Source organism: Helicobacter sp. CLO-3, assembly GCF_001854545.1.
GTDB lineage: Bacteria > Campylobacterota > Campylobacteria > Campylobacterales > Helicobacteraceae > Helicobacter_B.
In genome coordinates, this window is sequence record NZ_MLQN01000003.1 from 62194 (window position 1) to 88351 (window position 26158).

The window sequence follows — 26158 nt, forward strand, 5'->3', positions numbered from 1 at the left end:
CGACCAAACTTAGCCAAAAGCACCAAAACCCACATCAAAGGAGTAGCCCCATGAGATTGACAAAATTGACAAGATTGATGAGATTTATAGAATCCACAAAGCCCATAAATTCTATAAAATCCATGCAGCCTATAAAATCAATGAGGCTCATAAAATCCATAAAGCCCGCAGAATCCACAGCGCCTATAAAAAGCGCCAAAAAAGCGGCATTTCTGCTGCTATCTCTCATGCTAGCTACCAATCTTTGCGCGCTAGATGCAGAGCGCGAGTCGCGCAATAATAAGCTAGGCAATTGGTGGCAGATAGCGACATTTCACATCGGCTCGAGCATCGATATAAACACGCCAAATGGCGGTGCTATGGGGCTAAATATCGGCGGAAGTGCGGGGTGGAATTATATATTTTTGAGCGATGTGGATATGGGCGCGCGGTTTAAATACCTCTACTCCAACGCCTACGCCTCCACGCACAGCCTGGGTGCCATGCTCTACATCCACACAGCAAATGATGATATGTTTTCGCTAGCGCTTGGCGGCGGGGTGCTTTTCACCAACCAAGGGGGGCAAAGCGCGACTGGCAGCTATGTGGAGGTGGGTGTGGGGCTTTTTAAGTTTTTCCCGGTGAATGGCGATCTGCTCTATCGCGCGAGCTTCTATCCTGCGAGCAACCCGCTTGGCATGTCTGAAATGGTGCATGGCATACAAATCGTGTTTAGTTTGTTTTGATTTGGGATTTTTGGGATTTGTGTTTTTAGATTCTGGATTTTTGGCACTGGCTTGTTTTGGATGCTTTTTGCGTATTTTGCGTATTTGCAAGCGCAAGCAAGCGAAAAACACAAGGCTTTTCACTCAAAGCTCACGCCAAAAATAAAACTATTAGAAACATCTGTGATTCTTATCGTGTGGATAAAAATACAAAAGAAAAGCTAAAAATGCTTAGAATAAAAACGCAAAAATATCAAAATAAAGGGACAAAATGCCACAAAATGAGATTGAAATAATGCAAGATAAAATATCAAAAAGCGAGCTAGAAGCACACTATCGATTGAAATTTAGCAATAAAATCGCGCTTTTTATCGATTGTGAAAATATCGATTATAAAGCCTGCGATAAAATCATACAAACGCTAAGCGAGATTGGCGAAATATGCGTAAAAAAGGCGTATGCCAACTGGGCTAGAGCGGATATGGAGCACTGGCGCGAGATGCTGGCGCTGCATTCTATCGAGCCGATACAGATTTCATCCATCATCAAAGGCAAAAACGCCAGCGACATACGCCTCACGATAGATGTGATGCACGCGCTGTATCACTACAACATGGACTGCATCGCGCTGGCGACGAGCGATAGTGATTTTGCCCCGCTGGCACAAGAGGTGCGGCGCTGGACGCTGCCTGTGATTGGCTTTGGCAGGCGCAATGCGCGCGATGAGCTAAAGCGTGCGTTTAGCGTGTATCATGAGATCGATGAGCCTGCGAAGGTTGCGGCTAGCAGGGATTTGAGACAAAGTCAAAGCGCGCCAGAATCTAGCACAACCACAAAAGCGAGCAAAACGCAAGGCAAACTTTGTGATGACGAATGGCTTATTGGGCTTTTGTGTGATGCGATAAAAAACACGCAAAATGTGGAATCTTGGGCTAATGTCTCAAAAATAACTGCGTGGATAGAAAAAAATAGCGATATCAAACCTACTTCCTATGGCAAAAAAACTTGGGGCAAGGTGTTTAAATATTTTTGCAACAAAACAAATATTTTTAAAATGCGCTATGCGGGCTTAAGAAACTGCGTGATGCTAGTGCGGATAGTGGAGCAAGATGAAGCGCGACAATAAATTGGTGGCTAGATATTAGAATCCAAAATATCAGAATCTGCTAGTATTTTTTTATGATTTGTGATTTAAAAGCGCATCTTTTGGTGCTTTTTGGCAAAATTGGCGCTCTGGCAAAAGCGACAAAATTAGCAAAAGCAATACAAATGATAAAAGCAATAAACGCGGCAAAAGCACGATTTCTAATAGCTTTATTTCTCATCCAAATTTTTTGCATATTCCTTTATCGCGCAAATTAGGGCTTTGGGATAGAGTTTGTATTCTAGCTCATGGATGCGCTTTTCAAAAGATTCTAGATTCTCGCCGCTTTGTTTATATACCTTTTCTTGCGCGATGATAGCACCAGAATCCAGCTCCTCACTCACCCAATGCACGCTCACCCCGCCAAAATCCTCCGCACCCTCAAAGCTGTCTTTTATCGCGTGCGCGCCTTTGTGGAGGGGCAAAAACGAAGGGTGGATGTTGATAAATGTAAAATCCTGCACGATTTTCGCGCCCAAAATCCGCATAAACCCAGCCAGCACGACAATATCGATGCGATTGCGCGCGAGTGCGTCGCTAAGCGCGTTTTCAAACTCTAAGCGCGTGGCAAAATCCCTGTGCTCTATCACCTCGCACCTAAGCCCCAAGCGCGCGCACCGCTCTATGCCATAGGCGTTTTTATTATTGCTTATCGCCAGCACAAAATGCGCGTTTATGCCTTGCGCGCTTAGCTCGTTTTGCATAGCGCTTTGGTGATTGACTAGATTTTCAAGATTGCTCCCATTGCCGCTAAAAAGGATTGCCAAGCGGATTTCTTTGTGATCATTGCTTTGTATTTTTGCTTGCATACTATAAATATCCTTAGAAATTTCGTTAAATATCAGCAAAATTTAAGCCTAGCATTATATCCAAAAATTAGGCTTTTTTATCATTGGCAAAATGTAAAAAACAAATAACAACATAGATTTATATTTTTATTTTTGCCCGTTTGTAGATGATGCCTCTTGCAAGCATTGAGGTGTGTGGGTGATGATGCGCGTGCAAAATTCGCGCGCGATGTCTAAATCATGCGTGATGAAAATCACGCTTTGTGGTGGCGTGTAGCGTAGTTTTGATGCGTTTTTTGCGTTTGGCGCACTAGATTCTAGCATCAAATCTGCATCAAAAGCATTTGCATCAAAGGCACCAGAATCCGCGCCGCTAGAATTGAAAATCCTAGATTCTAAACCTTTAGACTTTGTGTCAAAACCATCCAAACTAGAATCCAAACTTTTACTAGGCAAAATTTTAAAATCCGCGTTGCTAGATTCTGGCGTTTTAGAATCTAGACTTTTGAAATCTAGCTTTTTAGATTCTGCATCAAGCGCGCAAATGCCAAAAGTGCCAGAAATATCAAAAATGCTAGAAGTGCCAAAAACGCCAGAATCTAGCGCGTTTGAAGCAGCACACAAAAGCCGCAAAACCTTGCGCTTTAGCAGTTCATCAAAGCTAGAAGTGCTCTCATCAAGGATTAGCAGCTTTGGCTCTATCAGCATGATTTTTGCCACGCACACGCGCTGCGCCTGCCCGCCAGAAAGCATCCCGGGGTAAGATTCTAGCATCTCTAGCGGCAGCCCCAAAAACTCAAAAATAGGCGCGATCATCGCAAATTGCGCCCCTTTGTCGCGCACGCCAAGCAGATTTGCAAGCGGCTCTTGCAGGCTCTCCCAAACCCTTAGGCGCGGATTTAGCGAGCTTATCGGGTCTTGGAAAAGTATTTGCAGCTCCTTATACAGCGCACGCCGCTGCTTGGTGCTAGCCACTTGCAAAGGCGCGCCACAAAAGCGCACGCAGCCTGTATCCGGGCGCGCGAGCCCTGCGATAAGGCGCGCTAGCGTGGATTTGCCACAGCCGCTTTCGCCAACTATCCCCACCACTTCGCCCGGAAATATCTCTAGATTTATGCCATGCAAAAGTGGCTTGGCGCGCGCTCTGCCTAGCCATGCGCGCGAGCCACGCGAACCATAAGAGAAGCCAACATCGCGCAGAGAAAGCAGGGGCGTGGCTGTTTGATGTGCGGGACTTGTGAGACTAGAATCTTGTGGTGCGGAATCTGGATTTTTAAAATTTTGTTTGCAATTCGCTTCAGAATCCACTCGAAAATCCGTCCCAAAATCCGATTGAGAATCCGCGCGCAAAGCGGAGTTTTTAGATTCTGCGATTTTTGTAGATTCTGCCAAAGTGTTGGATTCCGCGTTATCGCCAGCAAGCTTAGCAAAGCGCAAATAAAGCGCATTGATGAGCGCCAAAGCAGAAGCTGAAAGGCTAGATTCTGCTAGATTTTGCGCGCTAGATTTTGGCGCATTTTGCCTTCTAGCCAAGCGCGCGGATTTTTCAAGCTGTGCGCGCGTGAAAGACGCCGCTATGCGCCCATTTTCGATCACATGCACCACATCAGCGATGCGCGCCGCCACCTCCAAATCATGCGTGATAAACAGCACGCCAAGCCCGCGCCGCTCGCGCGCCTCAAGAATAAGGCGAAGCACTTTTTCGCGATTGGCATTATCAAGGTCGGTCGTAGGCTCATCCGCCACCAAAAACGGCGCGCGCGCAAGCTCTGCAAGCGCTATCATCACGCGCTGCAGCATCCCCCCGCTTAGCTCAAACGGATACATATCAAGCACGCCGCGCTCCAGCCCCACGCGCGCCAGAAGTAGCACAAAAAGCGACTCTAGCCTAGTTTTTCTCTCGCGCGCAAATGGCAAAAAGAAGCGCTTAGAATCTATTTTTGCGCCAAAGATTTGGGGGTTTTTGGGCGTGTCGCTTGTGGATTTTGCCAAATCCAAATCGCTCGCAAATGCCACTAGCAGCGCGCTTTCGCCTAATGCCTTGGCGCTTTCAAAAAAATGGCTTTTGATGCGCCACAAAGGATTAAAACAGGTTTTTGGATTTTGCAAAATGGTGGCTAGTAAATGATGTCTCGCATTGGCAAAAAGCGCGCAAAGCGCGGCGGAGTCTGCGCTGGAATCTAAATCAAAAGAATCGAGTTTGGCAGAATCTATTTTTTCTAAAATCACATTTAAGCCAGCACTTTTGGATTTTACATTTTTGGATTCTGCGCCAGAATCCAAAACACTAGAATCCACGCTATTTATCCCAATAGGCGCGCCATTTATGCGCACCTCGCCACTAGATTCTGCTAGATTGTCCGCTAGCACGCCAAGCAGGCTTTGCGCGCAAAGTGTTTTGCCACTGCCAGATTCTCCTAGCAGCACGACGATCTGCCCGCGCGCGAGCGTGAAGCTGATATGCTCTAGCAACACCCTCCCGCCAAACTTCACGCATAAATCGCACACCTCTATAACTTGCGCGCTTTGGGCTAGCGATATATCATCAGCAAAATCGCGCGCCCCAAGTCCAGCACACCCCCAAAATTGAGCGCCCGCGCAACCACAAGAGCCACCGCCCGCGCCCCTTACTCGCATTTCACCGCTCCCAAGTCGATATCCAAATAATCGCGCAAGCCCTCGCCCAGTGCATTGAAAAGCGCGATAGTCGCAAACAGCGCAAGCCCCGGATAAAGCGCCAGCAGCGGATCACTCCACATAAACTCGCGGCTATCACTTAGCATCACGCCCCACTCGGCCTGCGGCGCTTGCACGCCAAGCCCTAGGAAGCTAAGCCCCGCGATATGCAGGATAATATGCCCGATATCCATAGTCAGAAGCACGATGACTTGCGAAAACACGGGCACGAGCATATTGCGCTTGAAATTCTGCCATTTGCTAGCACCATAGATGAATGAGAGCTCGACATACTCGCGGTTTTTTAGGCTAAAAACGATAGAGCGGATGAGGCGCGCATACCACGCCCAGTGCGTCAGCGCGATGGCGATGATGACATTTTCTAGCCCGCTGCCAAGCACGCCGACAAAAAACAGCGAAAGCACGATAGTAGGCACGCACAAAAACAAATCGCAAAGCCGCATGATAGCGTTATCCAGCACACCGCCGACAAAGCCGCTAATCCCGCCAAACGCCAAACCAAGCGCAAAAATAAGCACAAGGATGAAAAACGCGGCACTTAGCGATATCCTAGCACCCTCGATGAGCCGCGCGAAAATATCGCGCCCCAAATGATCTGTGCCTAGCCAATGACTAGAATCTATGGGCGCTAGCTTCATATCCAAATCAATCGCATCCGGGGCGTGCTGGATGAAAATAGGCGCTAGCAAAATGAGCGCAAAAAACATAGCAAGCCCAAAAATAGCGGATTTTAAAAGCAAAGGCATAGGCTTTTTGATATGCGCGTTTGGGGTGAGAATCTGCGCTGGGGTTTGTGGCGAATTTTGCGCCAAATCTTGCGTGGGGTTTTGCGCCAAATTTTGCATGGCGCTTTGTGCTTTATTTTTTATCATTGCGCGCATCCTTTGGCGGCGTTTGGCGCGGATTTTGCGAAACTAGAATCTGTGAAACTAGATTCTACAAAACCAGAATCTGTGCCCCTAGATTCCAAAAAATCAGATTCTGCCCTTTTAGATTCTACATCGCTAGAATCTAGCGCGCCGCCTGCGCTTCTGCTAGCCTCGCCATTTAGGCTTCTCACCACGCGCGCATCAAGCAGCGCATAGCACACATCTACCGCGAGATTACACAGCGCGAAAATCACGCAAAGCACGACGATAAAGCACTGAATGATTGGGAAATCATGGTTTGCAATGCCTTGAATGCTGTAAAATCCAATGCCCGGCAGCGCAAAAATGCTTTCAATTATAAGCGCACCGCCGATAAGTTCGCCGATATGCATGCCAAACGCCGTGACAATAGGCAAAAGAGCGTTGTAAAAAATATGCCTAAAAGTAAGCGCACCACCACTTATCCCGCGCGCTTTGGCATAGAGCACATGCCGCCCTTTGCGCACTTCTAGCATATTTGCGCGGATGAGTCGCGAGTTTATGCAAATCGACATAAGCGCGATAGACACGCAAGGCAGGATGAGCGAGGCAGCAGAATCTAGCCCAAGCGCGGGTAGCCAGCCAAGCCACACGCAAAAAATCCCAATAAGTATAAACGAAAGCCAAAAGTTTGGCATCGACACGCCCACAAAACACAGCGCGCGTGCGATGATATCTGGCAGCCTATCTTTGTAGCTCGCGCTAATGATGCCAAGCGGGATAGAGATAATAAGTGTCAGCGCAAACGCGCAAAACACGAGCAAAAGCGTGTTTGGCAACAGCCGCAAAAAATCCTCACTCACACTGCGCCCACTCATAAAAGAAGCGCCAAAATCTAGCATCACCGCACCTTTGAGCCACGCGACATACTGCTGCCAAATCGGCTTATCCAAGCCAAACTCCGCTTTTAGCTGGGCGATGATTTCTGGCGTGGAGTTTAGGTTGGACTGGAGGAGGTATTGGGCGATGGGGTCGGTGTGATTTAGCCTAAGCAGCGCAAAAATCGCCATCGAGCCAAGCAGCAAAAGCGGCACAAGGTATAAGAATCTAAAAAATATATATCGCGCCATTTTTTGCCTTTTTGGGTTGTTTTTACATTTGCCTTGTTTATGCTTGCCTTTTTGGATTTGTTTTTGTGTTTGTGTTTGTATTTTTATGTTTGTCTTGTTTTTGGTTGCTTTTTCAAGCATTGTATCAAAATTCTTATAAAAGTATTACCAAACTTTAGCTTTTCATATTTTAGGCAGCAATGCGTTATATTTTGCGCAGATTTTTTCAATATTTTTGATATAATGGCGGATTATTTTTGCTATTTTGATGGCTATATCGCGCGATTTGGCAGTGTGAGTAAGCCATAAACCACGCAAATCACAAAAAGGCACAAGATGAAAATACTTGGGATTTCTGCATACTATCATGATAGTGCGATCGCGCTGCTTGAGGATGATGACATACTTTTTGCTATCCAAGAAGAGCGTCTCTCGCGCAAAAAAGGCGATGAACGCTTCCCTGCGCAATCTATCAAAGCAGCACTTTCTTTTCTAAATCGCGATAAATATGCTAGTGCTATATCGGGGGGGGGGGGGGGCAAAATGTTCGCCTGCAAAACCTCAAAAACCCCTTACAAAACTCTTGCCAAAATAGCCTAGATTCTGCTTCTAGTAACTCTACTTTTCCAAAAACCCACGCTTCGGAATTTACTACTTCGGAATCCGCCACTTCAAAATCCACCACCTTAGAATCAACTCCACGCGCAAACTGCGTTATCACACTAGAATCTATCGATGCCTTTGTTTTCTATGATAAGCCATTTTTAAAATTTGAGCGACTGCTTGAGACCTACCTTACCACCGCGCCTTTTGGGTTTTTTAGCTTTGTCAAAGCGATCCCTGTGTGGCTCAAAGACAAACTCTTTTTGAAAGAAACCATCGCGCGCGAGTTAGAAGCCCTCTACATCGAGCTTTATCCGCACAAAAGCGCCAAAGAAGCTAAGGCGTTCAAAAAAAGCGTGTATGAGAAAATCTATTTTTGCGAGCATCACATAAGCCACGCAGCAAGCGCGTTTTACCCAAGTCCATTTGCAGAATCTGCAGTGCTTTGCATCGATGGCGTGGGCGAGTGGAGCACGACAAGCATCGCTAAGGGTTATACGCTAGATTCTAGTTTTGATTGTGGCGAGGGCGTGGATTCTTTGGCTGGCGCGGATTCTAGTGCAGATTCTTTGGCTGGCATGGATTCTAGCAATGCTAAAAAAGCGCAAATCAAACAGCTAGAGATTTTAGAGGAATTGCATTTTCCGCATTCTTTGGGGCTTTTGTATTCTGCATTTACCTACTACACTGGCTTTAAGGTAAATTCTGGGGAATATAAAGTCATGGGGCTTGCACCTTATGGCGTGCCGCGCTTTAGCGAGCTTATCAAGCGCGAGCTGATTGACATCAAAGAGGATGGCAGCTTTGCGCTAAATATGCGCTATTTTTCCTACACTTACGGGCTTAGAATGACAAACAAAAAGTTTGATAGGCTCTTTGGCGGGGCTTTGCGAAAGCGCGAGGGAGAGCTTATGCAGGCGCATATGGATTTAGCTGCGTCCATTCAAGCAGTGACCGAAGAAGTGATGCTAAAGCTTGCGCGCACTGCACTAAAACGCGCTCAAAGCAAAAATCTTTGCATGAGCGGTGGCGTGGCGCTAAACTGCGTGGGAAATGGCAAGATTTATAAGGCACTAAAAGATGAGGGATTGCTTGAGAATCTTTGGGTGCAGCCGGCGAGTGGGGATGCGGGGAGTGCGTTAGGATGCGCTCTAGAGTTTTATTACCAAAATTCATCTCTTGGCAAAAATTCAGCTTCGAGTATGCAATGCGATAAGATTTATGATTTTTCGGAAGGCACGGACACCAAGTCCGCTAACCTTCCAAAAAATCATAAAAACTTACACAGCCACACTGCAAATCTTGGAATTTGTGAAAGCAAAACAGAAACTAGTGCAAATGCAAAATCTACCAGTCGTCATTGCGAGGAAGCGCAACTGACGAAGCAATCCACCACAAAAAATTCGCAAGGATTTTTTAATCAAATCAAATCTTCGCACGAAGTGCGGCACCTTGAAAGGCTGACGGGGGTAAAGGGGGTCGTATGGGGACTAGGGGGCGGTCTTCGCCAAAGCGTTAGCTTCTTTAGTAATTTAAGCCCCCTGTCCCCCTGCAAAGAATCCAGCTCTAGTGGTATAGATTCTGCTAAAAAATTAGAGTTGTCAGAATCCACCCAAATGGATTGCTTCGCTCACGCTCGCAAAACGAGCGAAGCGAGTTTCTTTAGTAATGATGATGGCGACACTAGCATTGCGCAAGATCGCATGCATGGTAGCTATCTTGGGCTTTCCTACACAAATGCAGAAGTTCAAAGCGCGCTAGATTCCCTAGGTGCGGTGTATGAAAGGCATGATTTTAACACGCTTAAAAATATCGTGGCGCGTGCGCTTAGTGAAGGCAAAGTGGTTGGCTGGCATCAAGGGCGTTGTGAGTTTGGTCCGCGCGCACTTGGGGCGCGATCAATCCTAGGCGACCCGCGCAATACCACCATGCAAAAAACGATGAATCTAAAAATCAAATATCGAGAATCTTTCCGCCCATTTGCGCCGAGTGTGCTTGAATCTGCGCTTAGTGAGTGGTTTGAGCTGGATTGTGCTAGCCCTTATATGCTGCTTGTAGCGCCGGTGAAAAAAGAGCGCTGCTTTAGCATGAGTGAGGAGCAAAAAGCACTTTTTGGCATAGAGAAGCTAAATGTCGTGCGTAGCGAGATTCCGAGCGTGACGCATATTGATTATAGCGCGAGAATCCAAAGCGTGCATAAGGATACAAATCCGCGCTATTATGCGCTTTTAGAGGAGTTTTATAAGCTTAGCGGTGTGCCGGTGCTTGTAAATACGAGCTTTAATGTGCGCGGGGAGCCCATCGTATGCTCGCCAGAAGATAGCTTCGCGTGCTTTATGGGGACAGAGATGGATGTGCTGGTGGTTGAGGATTTTGTGCTGTATAAAGAGGCGCAAAATACGCAGAATCTGCAGAAATACAAAGCGATAAAAGACAATTATGAGTTGGATTAGGAGGGCAAATTTTGAGGTTTAATGCTTGAAAATTTAAATTTAATTTCAAATCAAAAGGAGCGAGGATGAAAATCTTTAAAAAATGGTATTTTTGGCTGGTGGTTGGCGTGGTGCTTATGCCTATAGTGCTAAAGCTTGATGGGGTGACACAGAGGGATTTTGGCTTTTCTGTCGTGCCTTATGCGTGGATTGGCTTGTATTGGGCGGTGTTTTGCATAGTCCTTGCTTGGAAAATGCCTAGCACAAAATCATGCGCAAAGCTAGTGCTTGGCTACTTAAGCGTAATTCCGATTTGTTTGGCGATAGGGGAAATATATGAATTTTGTAAATCCAAAAATACAGAAAAATCAAATAGCAAGCAATGCAAGGTTAGTAGCAGTGGCACTTATAATTCTAAATATTTTACATTTAATGTTATCACAGGATATGGCGGATTGCCAAATGTTAAAGCAGATCTAAAAAAAATTGCTAATGAAAAAATTATATACGATGTCATATATAATACAGATTCTAATGGCTGGCGCATAACGCCAAGCTCAAATAACGAAAGCAAAGAATGTGTATTGTTTTTTGGTGATAGCTTCACTATAGGTGAGGGTGTCAATGGCAATGAAACTTTGCCTTTTTATTTTGGAGAAGGAAGCAAAAATCAATTTAAAATATTTAATTTTGGATTTCATGGATATGGACCACATCAAGCCTTGGCATTATTGCAAAGTGGCGAAGTTGCTAAAATTACCAAAGAATGCGAGAGTATCGTGGCGTTTTATGAATCCCTGCCTGGGCATATTGGGCGAGCAAATCGTTTCTCTACATGGGAGAGCGTAGCAGCGCCAACATATATTTTGAAAAACAATTTATTAACTTGGAAAAATGCCGATCAAAATGCACTAATGACAAAAATAAAAGTCAAAATAGAAACTTTGATTTCTCGTAGCTACTTATATGGCCTCTTAAAGTCACAATACAATTTTGAGGATAAATATAATAAATTGTTCTTTACCATTGTGGATGGTATCAATAGCGAATTACAAAAACAATTTAACACTAAGCTTAATTTTATTTTATGGGATAAAAATAACCTAAGTGAGGTGACTGAAATTTTAGAATCTGATACCATAGCAGAATGGCTACCAAAGCAAGATTTTGCGTATTTTTTGATTGGAGATATTTTAGGGGAGAGCTATAAAAACAATCGCCTTGCATATGGAATAGATATTTGTGATTTGCATCCAACGGCGCACGCAAACGAGCTTATCGCTAAATTTTTAGCAGAAAAAATTAAAAGTGGAGAGATTCCATTAAATCCAGTAAAACCAAATCCAAATAACGCAAGCACTGCACCAAAGGATGTGAAATAAAACAAAACTAATAAGATTCTGACAAAGATATTTAAAATAGCAGAATCTACCCGCCTTTTTTTGCCTTTGAGTGGATTTGCAAAATTTAAAGCGATACAAAAATAGCACAGAATCTAGCACAACATTAGATTCTGCAAAACAAAATGACAGGAGCAAACAAAATGGATTTCGCACGCATTACAAACCATTCGCACAAAACCAACACCAAAGATTTACGCATATTTTTAGGCATTTGGGCGGGGATTTTTGCGCTGTTTTTAGGCTTTGGCTACTTCGCCCATGATATGTGGCGCATTTGGGCGCTTGTGGGACTTGCCATAAGTCTAGTATTTATCCCCTATCCGCGCCCCATCGCACCACTTTATCGCGTGTGGGTGAAGCTTGGCGAGATGGTAGGCTTTGTCATCTCGCGCAGTATTTTGCTTGTGCTTTGGGTGGTGATATTTTGTCCTATCGGATTATTTTTCCGCGTCATTTCGCGCGATGTCTTGCAGCAAAAGCCAGACAAAAAAGCACAAAGCTATTTTATCAAGCGCACCACGCCACCTCAAAGCCTCAAAAATCAATTCTAAAAAGGAGTAAATCATGGGAATCTTAAAAGAACTTTGGCAGTTTTTGCGCGTGCGTAAGAAGTTTTGGCTTTTCCCTATTATTATCATCATGCTTTTTTTAGGCGCGCTCATCGTGCTTGCAAAAGGAAGCGCTATCGCACCATTTGTTTATACGATTTTCTAGGCGTTTTTGGCTTGAGATTTACCTCCCAAGCCCCATCACGCTTTTTATCACTCCGCGCGTTTGTCGCCTAGCTCCCAGAGTGGGATTTCAAATGCGGCGACACCCATATTTTCTAGCCCAGATATAAAGTCTTTGGCGATCGCTTTGTTGCGCTGGTAGGTGAGCGGCACAAACACGCTCGCTTCATAGATCTCGCGAAGTATCGCGTGCGTGGGTGCGACAAGTTTGGATTCTGGTGTGGCGATGAGTGCGGTGATGTCGGCGAAAATCTTGCTGCCTTGTGGCAGCGGGCTTAGCAGCACATAGCCGCTGTGCCCTTTGAAGCGCATGGAGTTTAGCATGATGATTGGCTCATATGGTGCGCCCCAAGTGTCCGTGAAGCACATATCAAACGCGCCATTTTTGATTTTGTTGCTATAGATGCTTTCATCATTTGCGCTCAAAACCAGCTCTACGCCGATTTTTGCGAGCTGCGCTTGGAGTATCTCACCCATCATTTTTTGCGCTGGGTCATTGCCGACATACTCTAGCTTTAGGCGCAAAATCTTGCCACCTTTCTCATACGCGCCTTGTTTGTTGCGTGTGAAGCCGCTAGATTCTAGTAGTTTGCGTGCTGTGCTAGAATCCGCGCTAGAATCCACGCCGCTAGAACCCGCTCCACTAGATTCTGCGATTTTAGCCAACTCTATTTTAGTAAGCTTAGAATTTGGCGCAAAAAGCGCGCTCGCACTGCTTTGATACTCGCCATACACGCCTTTTATAAGCGCGTCTTTATCGATTGCCTGTGCGATAGCTTGGCGCACGCGCTTATCTACCAAAAACTCATTGCTGGGATTTAGCCCAAGCACGGTAGTGTAGATAGCCGGGCTCAAATACGCGCGCAAATCGCGCCCGCCACGCCCTTGCGCGACTTCTTTGAATATCTCGCTAGAAATCTGATCGCGCCCATACACGAGATCGACCAGTCCCGTTTTTAGCGCGATGAGCTTGGAGTTTGGCTCGAGGATGACTTTGGTGCAGATAGTCGTGAAATAGGGCGCGCGGCCGGCATCCCAATAATGCGGATTTGCTTTAAACTCATCGCCACTGCCAAGGATAGATTCTGCTAGCATATACGCGCCTGTGCCGATAGGCTTGCTCGGCGCGCGCGAGGTGATGTCTAGGCTATCTGGGATGCAGCTAGGGGCGATGAAGCGATAGGGGCGGATGAGTGCCAGCTCGCTAAGTGTAGGCGCATAGGGCGCGCGAAGCGTGATAGCTAGGGTGTGAGAATCTAGTGCTGCCACAGAATCCAGCACTTCGCTTAGCGCACTCCATGAATGCCTAGCGCGCATTTTTATAAGCGCATCGAAGTTCTTTTTGGCAGCACTCGCATCAAACGCCTCGCCATTGGAAAACACCACACCTTTGCGAAGGTAAAAAATATACTTTTTGCCACCATCCAAAATCTCCCAAGATTCCGCCAAACTCGGCTCTATCTCGCCATTTTTTCCAAGCCTTGTAAGCCCTTCAAAAACGAGATTCTGCGCGAAGAGTTGGTTTGCGCCATAGCCTTGCGGGCTTGTGACGATGGCATTTTGCGAGATAGCGATAGTGAGCGTGCGCGCTTTGGTGTATTCTATCGGCCTTTGCGGTGGTTGATTTTTATCTTGCGTTTGAGATTGCGCCTGCGCGAAAATAGGCGCAAAACTTAGCGCCACAAATGCTGCAAATATCGCCATAAATGCCATCAGCACCTGCCGCGCCATTTGCCAAAATCTCGCCTTTTGTTTTTTGATACTTAGTAAAATGATTTTTTGACTTTGCATATTTATCCTTTTTATTCTCTACTTTTTGCTTTGCCTTCTTTGCTCTCAAACGCCCTCATAAACTCATGCAGCTGCTTATACTCATCCTTGCTAAAAAAGCGCGTTTTGCCCTCTGGCAGCGCGTTTAGATGCACAAACCCATATCGCACGCGGCGCAAATCCAGCACGCTCGCTTTGAAATGCGCGAAAAAGCGGCGCAGTTCGCGGTTTTGCCCTTCATTTATTGTGACTTTTAGCCGCGAGAATCTAGGCGTATTTTTCAAAATCTCATAGCCCACAAAAGGCTTGATATCCATTTGCGTGATTTTGCTTAGCTTGTGCGCGCCCGCCTTGTCGCGTATCTGCAGCCCCTCACTCATCGCCTCCTCCATCGCTTTATCCACGCTAGAATCTATTTTTAGGATGTATTCGCGCTCGAGGCTACTTTGCATAAGCGCGCTTGCCACGCGTTTAGAATCGCTCAAAATCAGCAGCCCCTCGCTTGCATAATCAAGCCTGCCAACCGGCACAAAGCCCCTATATTTCGCGCCCAAGCCATCATATATCACGCGCCGCCCTCTATCGTCTTTTTTGATGACTAGCTCGCCTTTTGGCTTGTGGTAGATGATGAGTGTGTATTTTTCTTGGTCTAGCGGTTTTATGTATTTTTCATCGATGAAGACTTTGTCGCCTTGTCTTATGGTGTCGCCAAGGCTTGCTTTTTGGCGTCCGATATTGACGCGTCCTTGTGCGATGAGCGCGTCTGCTTCGCGGCGGGAATAGGGGCAGTTGTGCGAGATGAAGGCGTTTAGGCGCATGGATTTGGCGCTAGAATCTAATCTTTTAGATTCTGCCTTTTTGGCGCTTGATTTGAGGGTGCTTGATTTGTTAGAGGCTGATTTTTTAGAATCCGCGTTGCGAGAATCTGCTTTGCCAAAATCCGATTTTTTAGATTCTGCGCGTGCGCGCCTCTCTTTATCTATCTTTTTTATCGGCATTGGCGCAGTATCTCCGCCACTTCTTTGGCATGATAGGAGATGATGATATCCGCCCCCGCGCGCTTAAACCCCGTGAGCGTCTCCAAAAGTATCCGCTCATAATCGACAATCCCAGCCTTTTGCGCCGCCTTTAGCATCGCGTATTCGCCGCTCACATTATACACCGCAAGCGGCAGCAGCGTGCGCTCTCTGATATCCCGCACGATGTCAAGAAAGGCAAGTGCAGGTTTTACCATTAGTATATCCGCGCCCTCATCCTCGTCGTTTTTAGATTCTAGTATGGCTTCGCGGCGGTTGGCGATGTCTTGCTGATAGCTTTTGCGATCGCCAAAGCTTGGCGCAGAATCCGCCACCTCGCGGAAAGGTCCATAATACGCGCTCGCAAATTTAGTCGAGTAGCTCATGATAGGGATATGCGAGAATCCGCTAGAATCTAGCGCGCCCCTTATCGCGCCCACCATCCCATCCAACGCTGCACTTGGCGCTATCATATCCGCTCCAGCGCGCGCCAGCACCACCGCTTGCTTGCCTAGAATCTCAAGTGTGGCGTCATTATCCACGCTTTGAAGCGCGCTATCCAAAATCCCGCAATGCCCATGGCTCGTGTATTCGCAAAAGCATAAATCTACGCTTACAAAAATCTCTGGATACTCGCGCTTCACCTCGCGCACACACCTAGCCACGATGCTTTGGCTATCTAGCGCGCTAGAGCCTATCTCATCTTTGTGCTTTGGTATGCCAAAAAGCAGGATGTGATAAAGCCCGAGATTTGCGAGGCTCGCGCATTCTTTCAGAATCTCATCGATACTCATCTGATACACGCCCGGCATCAATGATATCTCGTTTTTCACGCCTTTGCCCTCCATCACAAAAAGCGGATAGATAAAATTATCTTGGCTAAGCCTCACTTCTCGCACCAAATCGCGCAATCGCGCATTGTAGCGCAGGCGGCGCATGCGCTTGAAATTTGGCGAGGTGGTGCTTGTGGTGGCGTGTGGCGCGTGGCTGGATTCTGGCTTAGATTCTGCTTGCGTGCGGTTGGATTCGGGTGTGCTGGATTTTGGTGTGTTTTGCGGCTGCATTTGATTCCTTAAAGTATTGATTGCAATAAATATGCTAATATAGCAGGATTTTTATAAAATCTTTGTAAAGGTGCTTTGATATTGATTTGCGAGGATTCTGCGGACGCGCCAGATTCTAATGCTGGCAAAATCTAGCGCAAACAAAAATCCAAAAAAGCAGAATCCAAAATCCAAAGCCACCAAGCCAAAGGGCAAATATGACGCAGTTTGACATAGCGATGATGACAAAATATCTAAAAAACAAAGGCTATAACCTCGATGAGCTCTCCCAAATGAGCAGCGAAAAACTCACCGAGCTTTATGAGGAGACGGTGCGAAATTTTATTTATGAAGCGCAAGATATCATCAGGGCAAACTCGGATTTTAGAGAGGAAAAAAAGCAGGCGGCTTTCATCACGCCAGAAGTGATTAGCATCGTAGCGCAGCAGCCCTCCAAACTCTATGAAGTGATAGATAACTATATCGACTCATACACGCCAGATGACATCGCGCATACATTTTTCTCCGCAATCCCTCACGCCAAGCTAAACAAACTCAAAAAAATGGTGCGTATCAAAGTCCGCGAACTCCAAGAAGTCTGGCTACTAGAAATCCGCAAAAACATCGCAAGCCTGCCAAAAGAAGAGATAGAGACGCTTATGAAATACTACACCGACAACAAAGAAAATCTCCAGATGATAAAATCTATCTATGAAAAATCCTCCGATAGCGCCTACCTCGATGAAATCCGCACCATCGCCAATATGAAGCTAACGATGATACAAGAATATATGCCAGAGGAGCTTGAGCGCAACTACAAAACATACTATGACAACAGCCCAGAAAAGCTAGAAATCATCCAAGAAATCACCAAACTATCAGAAACCTACACCAAAAAATCACTCCTAAGCAACTCTATCACAGAGCTGCAAGAGATACTAAAAGAAGTCAGGGAAAAAGATGAGCAAAAAAGGGCGGAGGATGAGAAAATGCATGCGTATTTTGATATTTTCAAAAGCGCTTTGCATGACCCAGATGACCAAGCCTTTGTCGATGCGTGCTTGGAGGCGGCAAGCGCGCTGCCTAGGCAGAAATTTCAAGAGCTTGCTATCATTTTGTCAAAGCATTATAAAACTTTCCGCCAGCGATTCAAAGATGTGACAAAAGAGTTTGGCGACATCCAGAATCTGCAGATTGTGTTTTAGCGAGCATATAAAAATACTCACTAAAAAATATGCTATTTGCTAGTGATATTTTTATAGCGTTACCTTGCTGTTATAGTCCCATTTTGCCGGGGTTGAGAATATTATTTGGATCAAAGGCGCGTTTTAGGCTTCTAAAAAGCTCCATTTCAGCTTCGCTAAAAGCTAGGTGCATAAATGGCGCTTTTGAAAGCCCGATGCCATGCTCGCCACTAAGTGTGCCTTCCAAATCTACTGCGAGTTTAAAAATCTCTGTTATCGCCTCATGTCCTTTTTCTAAATCTTTCAAATCCGCCACCATCACATTTGTATGCACATTGCCATCGCCTGTGTGTCCAAAACATGGAATCTTAAAGCCATATTTTTCGCTCACTTTTCCTATGCCTTCCAAAAGCTCGGGCAATCGCGCGCGCGGGACGGTGATATCTTCGTTTAGCTTTTTTTTGCCATAGATTGTGATGCTTTGGCTTACATTGCGCCGCGCAAACCACAAATCCTCTTCTTCTTGCTCGTTTTTGGCGATTTTAAATTCTTTGCAACCATTTTCTTTGAACTTCGATTCTAGCGCGCTTAGTTGGTAGCTAATCGCCTCTGGCAAATCACCATCAACCTGCGTGATAAGTATCGCGCCCGCATCAATAGGCAATCCTTTGTGAAATCGCTCCTCCACAGCACGGATACTAAGATTATCCAAAAACTCCATCGCCACCGGCGTAAGCCCGCTTGCCATGCTTTTATACACCGCATTCATCGCATCATTTATGCTATCAAAAATCCCCATGGCTGAACGCTTAAATTTTGGCTTGGCAATAAGCTTTAAGGTAAGCTCTGTAAGCACTGCAAGCGTGCCTTCACTGGCAATTAGCGTGCCTACTATGTTATAGCCCGCGACATCTTTTATCGTCTTTTTGCCCGCGCGGATTATCTCGCCATTTGGCAGCACCGCACGCAGAGCCATTACATAGTCTTTGGTGATTCCATATTTTGCAGCGCGCATACCGCCGGCATTTTCGCTTACATTGCCCCCAAGTGTGCTGTAGTCTTGACTAGCTGGGTCTGGCGGATAGAAAAGTCCGCGTTTTTCGACTTCGTTTTGAAAGAGTTTATTCACCACGCCGGGTTGCACGCGCGCGATGAGGTTTTTTTCATCAATTTCTAAAATCTTATTAAAATATTTTTCCATTGCCAAAATTATCCCGCCATTTGCAGGCAGCGCGCCACCGGTAAAGCCGCTTCCAGCACCACGCGGGATAATGGCGATTTTATGCTCGTTGCAGTATTTGAGAATCGCGCTTACTTCCTTTTCATCTTGCGGATACACCACCGTATCAGGCTCGTAGCGCTCGCGCGTGGCGTCATAGCAATACGCGATTAAATGCGCCTTGTCATTGTGGCAGTCTTCTTTGCCTACGATGTTTTGCAGGGCTGAAAAATGTTTAGATTCTAGCATTTGGGGCTTCCTTTTGTGTAAATTTGCGTGTTGTGTGTAAATTTGCGCGGGCTTGCGCTTGGCTAAAAGCTTTTGACTACCGCGTCATTGCGCCTTTTTGAAATCATTGCCAAGCGTGATGAGCTGCCTATAATAGCTAAAATAATCGCGCGATTTTTTGCGTGATATGGAGCTATCGAGGCTGCCGCTGGAGGCGTATTGCACTCTTGAGAAAAAGGGCGCGACGCTTTCTTTCACGCTTGAAGTGTCAAATGCGCGCCTTGCAAGCACGACTAGGCTTTGGCAATCAAGCGCGTTTAGATGCCCTTCTGTCACGACATACAAAAGCCCAGCACTGTAGATTTCGCATACTTTATGCAAAAAATCAGGCTTAGGATCAAACCCGCCATAATCAAACAAAAATCCCATCATCAAATCAGAATTTAAAAACGAAATATCCCGCTCTTGCGCGCGCACATCTTCATATGTGGCTAAATCTGGGGCGATGAGGAAGGCTAGGTTGTTTGTCGTGCGGAAGTGGATGTCATCGCCCACACTTGGCTTGTTTGTGGGGGTTGGGAGGTATTTTTGGGGCAGGATGCTAGCGGCGTTTAGCTTCACATAGGCGTTGCTAGAATCCACTTTTACCACCTCGCCATACGCGATGATGGCCTCATAATTGCTATCAAATCTATGGCGCACGATGCCAGTCTCGCCCACGCGCAAATCAAGTGCGGCGATGGTGGCTATCTGGGATTTTTCATCGATGCTTTGGATGGAGATTTTTACTGGCGATTGCAAGGCGGAGAAGTCTTGTGAGATGTTGGCTAGCGCGGCGTTTTGGGAGTTTTGGGCGCTAGAATCTAGATTCTGCGATTCTTGGCTTTTGGATTCTGCGCTAGATTCTGACGCGGTGGAATCTGCGTGCAAAATCGGCACGCCAAAAATCATAAGCGCGCTAAAAAGTGCGATAAAGACAAAAAATAGATTCTCGTTTTGCGCGCTGCCTGCGGATTCTGCGCGCTTAGATTTTGCGGCGTGCTTGGATTTTATAGCATATTTAGATTCTGCGATATGTTTAGATTCTATAGCGCATTTGGCTTGCGTAGCACATTTTATCTGCGCGGCGTGTGCGATTTGCGTGGTGCATAAAGTTTGCGTGGCATTTTTATTCATATTTATCCTTAAAATTTGCTAATCTTTGAGATTATACGCGTCATTTAGGCTGGCGCGGTAGAAAAAGCGGTTTATCCCAAAAGCGAGCGCTGGGGTTTTGGGATAGCTCTCATCCTCGATAAACGCCATCGCAAGCTTGCGCTTCAGATACAAAACCTCGATATTTTCATCATCTATACCACCGCCAAGCGCGCGTTTGTCGCGTTTATCCACTTGGGCGAAATATATCGTCTGCTTCGCGCCACTTATCCCCACAGAAGTGTAAAAGGTCGCGATTTTTTCCAAGCGATTTGGCGCTATCTCATAGCCGCACTCTTCAAACACCTCTTCGACCGCGATTTGCTCTAGCGTCTTTTTGGGCTTATCCACAAGCCCTGCGCACAGCTCATACACATAGCCATCGTGGTTTCGCATATACACCGCGGGGCGAAACTGCTTGACGATGACAAACGCGTCCAAATCCGACTCATAAAGCATGACCGACACGCTATCGTGAGAGTGGATGATATCCCAATTTTTCGCCACGCCATCTTGCTTGTAATGCAATCGAAGCGGCTTTATAAACCGAGAATCTTTGCAGGCATCTTGGCGCGCTTCACTTATGCGCGGCGTGGGCTGTGGGGCGGTGATGAAATATTCGTTTGTCTTGCTTGTCTCGCTCATGGTTTGCTCCTTTTTTTGGGGTTTGTGTTTGGCTTGCGCTGTTTGGCTTGACTTGCTCGCGCTGTTGGTTTGCTCGCTAGGCGCTTTGGCTGGATTTTGCGCCTCTAGATTCTGCGCTACTAGCCCCAGCCTCGCTAGATTCTGCCTCATCTATAGCGCCTTCATTAGCGCCTTCATCTTGGCTAGATTCTGCTTCATCCTCGTTTTGCGCGTCATCTTGGTCTTGCGCTCCGCCGCCTTGCGTGATTAGCACATATTTGGATTCTTGCCAGTTAGCAGAATCCAGCGCGCCCACTAGCTCATTTTCATACAGAGTCGCGACTTCGAGAAACGCCTTTTTTTCCTTGCCGCTAAGCTCGCTTTTGGCGGTGCGGATTCTGCCTAGCGGGTTTATGGGCTGGTTGTATTTATACACGCCAAAGTGCAGGTGCGGTCCGGTGCTCACCCCTGTGTTGCCCACGCGCCCGATGATGGTGCCCACTTTGACAGAGGCGCCGGTGCGCGTGTGTATCGCGCTCATATGCGCATACAGCGTTTTTAGCCCATCGCCATGCGCAATTTCTACCACTTTGCCATAGCCTCCGCGCACGCCGGCAAAAATCACTTTGCCAGAGGCTGCGGCAATGATAGGCGTGCCGATTTTGGCGGCATAATCCACACCATAATGCGGGCGCACGACTTTTAGTATAGGATGCTTCCTGCCGGCGGAGAATCTAGAGCTGATGCGCGTGTATCGCACCGGCACTTCTAGCGCAAATCCCGCCATTTCCTTGCCATTTTTGTCATAATAATGCCCGTTGGTATGCAAAAATCCAAAATGTGCTTTTTTGGCGGATTCTACCATGGTGGCTTTTATCTCGGGGATGCCAAAGGGTTTGCCTAGCCGATAGCTGCGCGTGAAAATGAGTGCGATTTTGTCATCCACATGCAGCGTGCGCGTGGAGATGCTCCTGCGGTAGATATTGGCAAACTCGGTGGCTAGCAGGATGTCGTTTGTCGTGTTGTAGATGTCTTGGTATGGCGAGCTTTGCAGGGAGATGGCTAGAATCTGGTCTTTTTTGAAAGAGATGATTGGGATGAAGTCGATTTTGAAATCATCGCCTTTTTTGTAGATGTGGATTTGGACTTTGTCGCTTACTGGGATTAGCGCGTGTAGCAGGTCGCCGCCTTCACTTCGTAGCGTGTAGTAGGTGGCGTTTGCTTTGACCTCGGCGGTTAATTCTTTGTCTTGGGAAGTGAGGTTGTAATACAGCTTCAAGGGAATTAGATTTTGCTCGAAAAATCCTAGCAGCGTCTTGCCACTCTCCCACTGCAGCCGCTCGCCCACTGCGCCAAAAGCGATGCTTGGCAAGAGTGAGAAAATAAAAGCTAGTGAAAAAAGCGCGCTGGTGCTGGAGTGAGGCAAATGCGCCGGGATCCGCGCGCTAAAAAGCCAGCTGAAAAGCCTAAATAGCTTGCTAAAAAGCTTAAATAATGTGCCAAAAAGCCCAAATGGCGCGCCAAAAAGACTTAAGAATCCGCCAAAACGACCACCAAAACCGCGAAAATCTCTTGCGTGCGCGCAAAACTTTTTACCAAAAAGTTTGCCAAATATGCCGCTAAAAACCTTGCCAAAACCCCAAAATACCGACATTTATATCCTTAGAAAGATTGATTTATGCTTATTTTGCCTCTTTATACGCCCCCATGCTGGAGCTATCGATAAAATCGATAAAGTATCGCGCGTAATTATAATAGATTTTTGCAAAAACTAGAATCTTTTTGGCGTTTTTGTTATATAATCGCTCGTATTTTGGTGCTTGATTGATGCCTTATTGGCGCCTTAGTTGGCACTTTTAGAGAGACTTTGGATTCTGGCTTTTGGCTTGAAAACGCCAGATTTTAGCCGATTTTGCTAAATATTTAGAGATTTAGATTCTAGCGCCGCCCAAATTTTGTGTAGCCCAATTTTCAAAGGATTAGCATGGATGTCAAAACTTGGATTTTCCCTACCATTTGCTTTGTGCTCTTTTGCTATGCGATGGTGTTTGTGGGGATTTTTACCTATCATATCAATCCCAATGTTTCGCTATTCCAAAGCGGTTCGCAAGGGCAAAAAGGCACGACTGATATCGAAGGCTTCCAGCGAGAACTCAACCGCGTGGTGAAGTAGAATCTAGATTTTGCGATTTTTGCGCTAAATATTTAAAAATCGCCAAAAAAGTCGATATAATTCCAAGATTTAAGCAAAGGAGAAGCTATGATAAACTCAATCAGCTCAAGCATGGTAGCAGCCAACGCGCAAGCCTACAAAGATGAAGAAAGCAAAATCGCCGCGCAAAAAAGCAGGGACATAAAAGAAGTCACCGAGCAAAACAAAGTCGCGCAAATCAAAGAATCTATCGCCAACAACGAATACAAAATCGATTTGCAAAAAACTTCCGAAAAAATGGCACTAGATTTGCTTAATCTCTAAAAAACCTCCGCTTTGTTTTAGTCGCTTTTAGCAAGTTTTGCTAGGCTTCACCCAAGTCTTGCAAGCGCTTGCCAAAGGTGGCTAAAACACGATGGCGCTGGTGTTAGGAGAGATTATGCTTATTCAATATTTACGCGGCGCTATCAAAGACTTACAAACACTTATTTCTTATACCAAGCTAGACATAGAAGCGATTAAGCGCGCCGAGCATGATGAGATTTTCGCGCGCAACGCCCAAAAAGATGCGCTTGTCAAAGAGTTTGAAACCAAAAAAGATCTCATCGACCAAGAAATACGCTCTATCAAAGAAAAAGAACCACAAAAAGACATCCAAGAAATCATCGGCGAAGAGGCGATAGATCTGTTTGGCGATATGCGAAACACGCTCGCAGAATTGCAAAAAATCAATAGCGATTATGCGCGCATGGTGTTTGCGGTGTCGGAGTTTTTCACCTCGCTTATGGATAAACTCATCCCAAAAGACACGCTTGCCTATGGAGAAAACAAAAAGGTCTCCTCCAGCACGCAATCAAGTCTATTGCATATAGAGGCATAAAGGCGCGATATGGGTGGAATCCTAACCTCTCTCAACACCTCATACACCGGCTTGCAAGCCCACCAGCTCATGGTGGATACCACAAGCAACAACATCTCAAACGCCAGCGATGAGTTTTACAGCAGAAAGCGCGTGATAGCCCAGCCCGAGCGCTCGCTAGTGATGCATCAAGGGCTCATCATGGGGCGCGGTGTGGAAGTGCAAGCGATTCGCAGAATCCACGATGATTTTGTGTTTGACAGATATACCAAATCCGGCTCTGAAACGGCGTTTTTCCAAAATAGTTTTGATACACTGCGTGAGGTTTCTGCGCATTTTCCAGATGTCGATGGCGTGGGGATTTTCAATGATTTGGAGACATATTTCAACGCATGGAAAGATCTCTCCAAAAATCCCAAAGATTCCGCGCAAAAACAAGTCCTAGCTGAAGCCACGCAAGTGCTAACGCGCAATATAAGAGACACGCGATTAAAACTCACCACCATCCAGCGCCAAGCCAGCGAAAATCTAGAAACGCTCGTCAAAGAAGCCAATCGACTAGGCTATGAGATAGCCCATCTCAATGAAAAAATCGGCGAAATGGAAGATGCCAAGCAGTATAAGCAAGCAAATGAGCTACGCGATAGGCGCGATCAATACGAATATCATCTGATAGAAATCATCGGTGGCAAGGTGTTTAAAGGGCATCTAAAGACAGATTCTACTATGCGCGCCAAAAACGCGGATTTTGATGAAAACTATGTGATGAATGTCGCCTATGGATTTAACATCGTAGATGGCTCTGCCTTTCACCCATTGACGCTTGAGAAAGAAAACAATGCCGAGCATCTAAACCGCGTGTATTATCGCACCTATGACTTCAAAGATGTCGATATCACCGACAAAATGCAAGAAGGCAAAGCCGGCTCGCTCATAAGCCTCTACAACACCGGCTACAATGGCACAAAAGTAGGACACATACAGCGATATATCGATTTGCTAGATACTTTCGCGCAGGGCTTTATGGAAGCGACCAACGCCATATACGCGCAATCCGCCGCGCATATCCTAGAAGGCACGCCTGTGACTTTTGAGCGCAACCAAGCGCTAAAAGACACTGGCTATAATTTCAAAAATGGCACCTTTGAGCTGCTAGCCTACAACACAAATGGCAAGGTGATAGCCTCAAAAACCATAAAAATCGATAATATCACCACAATGCATGACATCATAAGGCAGATAAATGAAAACACCGATGATAACAACGACAACAACGATACCAACGACTTTGATGACTACTTCCGCGCGCATTTTGACCCGGTGGTGAAAAAGTTTGTCGTCCAGCCCAAACGCCCATCTGATGGACTCTATGTAAGCATCAAGGACAATGGCACGAATTTCACGGGTGCGATGGGGATAAATAAATTTCTCCAAGGCGATAGCGCAAAAGATATTCATCTGCATAGGGATTATGAAAAAGACCCGACATACATACGCCCTTGGCTTGCGCCTATCAATGGGAACTTTGATGTCGCAAATATGATGCAGCAGCTCCAATATGACAAGATTGATTTTTTCAACAAGCGCACCAAACAGCGCGATCATATGAAAGTCAGCGAGTTTTATCAATACGCCGCGGGCAAAGTAGCGACTGATACCGAAGAGACGCAGCGCACACTAGATACCAAAAAATCCGTGTATGAAGCTACCAAAAAAGAGCATCTATCTATCACGCAAGTGAGTATCGATGAGGAAATGGTGGATTTGATAAAGTTTCAAGGCGGCTACGCGGCAAACGCCAAAGTCATCACCACGATAGATAGGATGATAGAAACGCTGCTAGGCATCAAGCAGTAGATTCTGGTGGGTTGTTTTGTGGAAGTTTGAGATTTTGGTAGATTTTAGTAGATTTTAGAATTTGCTTTTTATTTTTGCTTTTGGATTTTGATATTTTTTGCTTTTGCCTTTATTTTTGCTATTTGGATTCTAGTGGCAAATCACCGCAGCGATGGCAAAGCCGCCATCATGGCTTATGCTAAGCGAAAATGAAGTGATACCAAAATGCGCTAGCTTCTCTGGCGTGAGCGTCATCAAAGGCGCGTTGGCTTGCGTGTAGGAAATGCAGATGTCTAGAAACGAAAGCTCTTTTGAAATCCCAGTGCCAAGCGCTTTGGCGCAAGCTTCCTTGCTAGCCCAAAATCCAGCGATACTGCTAGCCCGAAGCCCTCTCGCGCGCAAAATATCTATCTCGCTGGGCGATAAAAAATGCGACAAAAAATGCTCGCCATGCCGCTTATACACACGCTCTATGCGCGCAATCGATACGATGTCTATGCCTATCTTCATATACGCCCCTGCGCTTGTGGCTAAAGTTTGCGTGAGATTCTAGTTTGCGACTTTGCGTTGGCAA

The 26158-nt window shown here is 46.1% G+C and carries 24 protein-coding genes; 12 read left to right on the plus strand and 12 right to left on the minus strand.

The annotated features are described in order from the left end of the window. The first annotated feature begins 50 nt into the window (after positions 1-50). Positions 51-725 (plus strand): hypothetical protein, encoded by a 675-nt coding sequence (locus BKN38_RS01435; protein ID WP_066454267.1) that lies wholly within the window; start codon positions 51-53, stop codon positions 723-725. A gap of 250 nt (positions 726-975) precedes the next feature. Next, positions 976-1830: an NYN domain-containing protein gene (locus BKN38_RS01440; RefSeq protein ID WP_070957653.1), complete on the plus strand. Its 855-nt coding sequence runs from the start codon at positions 976-978 to the stop codon at positions 1828-1830. Positions 1831-2018: 188 nt separating this feature from the next. Here the strand turns inward: BKN38_RS01440 and purN are convergent, their stop codons facing one another. The 4 genes from purN to BKN38_RS01460 all read right to left on the minus strand — a co-directional run bounded on the left by purN (position 2019) and on the right by BKN38_RS01460 (position 7311). Continuing rightward, complete coding sequence (gene purN, locus BKN38_RS01445; protein ID WP_066454271.1) at positions 2019-2657, minus strand: phosphoribosylglycinamide formyltransferase; 639 nt, start codon at positions 2655-2657, stop codon at positions 2019-2021. Between the two features lie 126 nt (positions 2658-2783). Beyond that, a complete protein-coding gene (locus BKN38_RS01450) occupies positions 2784-5273 on the minus strand; it encodes an ABC transporter ATP-binding protein (protein ID WP_066454273.1) in 2490 nt (829 codons plus the stop codon). After that, positions 5264-6205 (minus strand): nickel ABC transporter permease subunit NikC, encoded by a 942-nt coding sequence (gene nikC / locus BKN38_RS01455; protein WP_233712866.1) that lies wholly within the window; start codon positions 6203-6205, stop codon positions 5264-5266. The genes BKN38_RS01450 and nikC overlap by 10 nt, the downstream gene beginning before the upstream one ends. Then, positions 6202-7311 (minus strand): ABC transporter permease subunit, encoded by a 1110-nt coding sequence (locus BKN38_RS01460; protein WP_066454281.1) that lies wholly within the window; start codon positions 7309-7311, stop codon positions 6202-6204. The genes nikC and BKN38_RS01460 overlap by 4 nt, the downstream gene beginning before the upstream one ends. Before the next feature lie 315 nt (positions 7312-7626). On the opposite strand from BKN38_RS01460, the gene BKN38_RS01470 reads away from it, so the two are divergent. The 5 genes from BKN38_RS01470 to BKN38_RS10920 all read left to right on the plus strand — a co-directional run bounded on the left by BKN38_RS01470 (position 7627) and on the right by BKN38_RS10920 (position 12442). Continuing rightward, positions 7627-7890, plus strand: a complete 264-nt coding sequence (locus BKN38_RS01470) for a carbamoyltransferase N-terminal domain-containing protein (protein WP_070957656.1) — start codon at positions 7627-7629, stop codon at positions 7888-7890. A gap of 116 nt (positions 7891-8006) precedes the next feature. After that, positions 8007-10346, plus strand: coding sequence for a carbamoyltransferase N-terminal domain-containing protein (locus tag BKN38_RS01475; protein WP_256325509.1), 2340 nt, complete (start codon positions 8007-8009; stop codon positions 10344-10346). A 65-nt stretch (positions 10347-10411) separates the two neighbouring features. After that, on the plus strand, positions 10412-11707 hold the full coding sequence (locus BKN38_RS01480) for a hypothetical protein (RefSeq protein ID WP_066454285.1): 1296 nt from the start codon (positions 10412-10414) through the stop codon (positions 11705-11707). A 161-nt stretch (positions 11708-11868) separates the two neighbouring features. Next, positions 11869-12279, plus strand: coding sequence for a hypothetical protein (locus tag BKN38_RS01485; protein ID WP_066454287.1), 411 nt, complete (start codon positions 11869-11871; stop codon positions 12277-12279). Positions 12280-12292: 13 nt separating this feature from the next. After that, positions 12293-12442: a DUF5989 family protein gene (locus tag BKN38_RS10920; protein WP_172798597.1), complete on the plus strand. Its 150-nt coding sequence runs from the start codon at positions 12293-12295 to the stop codon at positions 12440-12442. Between the two features lie 47 nt (positions 12443-12489). Here the strand turns inward: BKN38_RS10920 and BKN38_RS01490 are convergent, their stop codons facing one another. From BKN38_RS01490 to hemB, 3 genes are all read right to left on the minus strand, one after another. Then, positions 12490-14250 carry an ABC transporter substrate-binding protein gene (locus BKN38_RS01490; RefSeq protein ID WP_082942463.1) on the minus strand — a complete coding sequence of 587 codons (1761 nt, stop codon included), beginning with the start codon at positions 14248-14250 and terminating at the stop codon, positions 12490-12492. Between the two features lie 11 nt (positions 14251-14261). Then, positions 14262-15047, minus strand: a complete 786-nt coding sequence (locus BKN38_RS01495; protein WP_066454376.1) for a pseudouridine synthase — start codon at positions 15045-15047, stop codon at positions 14262-14264. 170 nt (positions 15048-15217) lie between these two features. Continuing rightward, on the minus strand, positions 15218-16183 hold the full coding sequence (gene hemB, locus BKN38_RS01500; RefSeq protein ID WP_066454380.1) for a porphobilinogen synthase: 966 nt from the start codon (positions 16181-16183) through the stop codon (positions 15218-15220). Between the two features lie 323 nt (positions 16184-16506). On the opposite strand from hemB, the gene BKN38_RS01505 reads away from it, so the two are divergent. Then, a complete protein-coding gene (locus tag BKN38_RS01505; RefSeq protein ID WP_066454289.1) occupies positions 16507-17493 on the plus strand; it encodes a HAMP domain-containing histidine kinase in 987 nt (328 codons plus the stop codon). A gap of 70 nt (positions 17494-17563) precedes the next feature. On the opposite strand, the gene BKN38_RS01510 is transcribed toward BKN38_RS01505, so the two are convergent. The 4 genes from BKN38_RS01510 to BKN38_RS01525 form a co-directional block, all read right to left on the minus strand. After that, positions 17564-18940, minus strand: coding sequence for an FAD-linked oxidase C-terminal domain-containing protein (locus tag BKN38_RS01510; RefSeq protein WP_066454291.1), 1377 nt, complete (start codon positions 18938-18940; stop codon positions 17564-17566). 84 nt (positions 18941-19024) lie between these two features. Further along, positions 19025-20095: a plasminogen-binding N-terminal domain-containing protein gene (locus tag BKN38_RS01515; RefSeq protein WP_066454294.1), complete on the minus strand. Its 1071-nt coding sequence runs from the start codon at positions 20093-20095 to the stop codon at positions 19025-19027. A gap of 18 nt (positions 20096-20113) precedes the next feature. Next, entirely contained in the window at positions 20114-20908 is a 795-nt protein-coding gene (locus BKN38_RS01520; protein WP_233712947.1) for an NUDIX domain-containing protein, read from the minus strand. Beyond that, positions 20835-22391 (minus strand): peptidoglycan DD-metalloendopeptidase family protein, encoded by a 1557-nt coding sequence (locus tag BKN38_RS01525; protein WP_066454296.1) that lies wholly within the window; start codon positions 22389-22391, stop codon positions 20835-20837. The genes BKN38_RS01520 and BKN38_RS01525 overlap by 74 nt, the downstream gene beginning before the upstream one ends. A 330-nt stretch (positions 22392-22721) precedes the next feature. On the opposite strand from BKN38_RS01525, the gene BKN38_RS01530 reads away from it, so the two are divergent. The 4 genes from BKN38_RS01530 to flgK all read left to right on the plus strand — a co-directional run bounded on the left by BKN38_RS01530 (position 22722) and on the right by flgK (position 25605). Beyond that, positions 22722-22910: a hypothetical protein gene (locus BKN38_RS01530; RefSeq protein ID WP_082942464.1), complete on the plus strand. Its 189-nt coding sequence runs from the start codon at positions 22722-22724 to the stop codon at positions 22908-22910. Positions 22911-22997: 87 nt separating this feature from the next. Continuing rightward, positions 22998-23213 (plus strand): flagellar biosynthesis anti-sigma factor FlgM, encoded by a 216-nt coding sequence (locus BKN38_RS01535; RefSeq protein WP_066454301.1) that lies wholly within the window; start codon positions 22998-23000, stop codon positions 23211-23213. A gap of 115 nt (positions 23214-23328) precedes the next feature. Then, on the plus strand, positions 23329-23769 hold the full coding sequence (gene flgN, locus BKN38_RS01540) for a flagellar export chaperone FlgN (RefSeq protein ID WP_066454303.1): 441 nt from the start codon (positions 23329-23331) through the stop codon (positions 23767-23769). Between the two features lie 9 nt (positions 23770-23778). After that, positions 23779-25605 carry a flagellar hook-associated protein FlgK gene (flgK, locus tag BKN38_RS01545; RefSeq protein ID WP_066454305.1) on the plus strand — a complete coding sequence of 609 codons (1827 nt, stop codon included), beginning with the start codon at positions 23779-23781 and terminating at the stop codon, positions 25603-25605. Between the two features lie 129 nt (positions 25606-25734). On the opposite strand, the gene acpS is transcribed toward flgK, so the two are convergent. Then, a complete protein-coding gene (gene acpS, locus BKN38_RS01550) occupies positions 25735-26094 on the minus strand; it encodes a holo-ACP synthase (protein WP_066454308.1) in 360 nt (119 codons plus the stop codon). Positions 26095-26158: the final 64 nt, after the last annotated feature.